General features: G+C 66.5%; 1 protein-coding gene. It reads right to left on the bottom strand.

What is annotated here, in order from left to right:
- Positions 1–908 (bottom strand): Ig-like domain-containing protein (locus KUV72_RS19700; protein WP_222239517.1); only part of this gene is annotated, 908 nt, incomplete at both ends.

A 908-nucleotide genomic window follows, 5' to 3' on the forward strand; every position in this document is an offset into this window, starting at 1 on the left:
CCCGTCGCCGGGGTAAAGGTCACGCTGCCGTCACCATTGAAGCTCACGCTGCCCTGGCTCGGATCCTGCAGCGCGGCGTTGGTCAGGGTCACCGGACCATCGGCACCGGCCACGTCGGTACCGCCCGCACTGCCGTCCAGCACGTTGACGGTGATCGCCACGTTCTCGTCGGTCTCGGCCGCGTCGTCGGTGGCCTCGGGCACGTCATCCTTGATGTCGATGGTCAGGGCTGCGGGATCGCTGACGTCGCCGTCGGAGTCGGTCACCACCAGGCTGAACACGTCCTGGATGCCGTCGCTGCCGGTGCCCTGGCTGCTATGGTCGGTGGTGTTGTCGTCCAGGGTGTAGGTGTAGCTGTAGTCCCCGTTCACCACGCTGACGACCAGGGTGCCGTAGGTGCCCTGCACGGTGCCGCCATTGGTCACGTCCACGCCACTGATCACCACCGAGCCCACGCTGTCGGAGCCGGTATCGATGGCGATGGTGCCGCTGGTGGTCTCCAGGTCGGTGGCAGCCTGGCTGCCGCCGTCGTCCAGACCGGCTTCGTCCACCTCGTTATTGCCAGACGCATTGGGCGACTCGGGATTCACCTCTACCACCGGGGTAGCGTCCACGGTGATGGTCAGGGTCGCGTTCGCGGTATCCCCGTCGGCATCGGTGATGGTGTAGTCAATCAGCACGTCGCCTTCAAAGCCCGTCGCCGGGGTAAAGGTCACGCTGCCGTCACCATTGAAGCTCACGCTGCCCTGGCTCGGATCCTGCAGCGCGGCGTTGGTCAGGGTCACCGGACCATCGGCACCGGCCACGTCGGTACCGCCCGCACTGCCGTCCAGCACGTTGACGGTGATCGCCACGTTCTCGTCGGTCTCGGCCGCGTCGTCGGTGGCCTCGGGCACGTCATCCTTGAT

It is taken from the genome of Halomonas sp. DP4Y7-1 (genome assembly GCF_019800705.1).
Taxonomy (GTDB): domain Bacteria; phylum Pseudomonadota; class Gammaproteobacteria; order Pseudomonadales; family Halomonadaceae; genus Halomonas; species Halomonas litopenaei_A.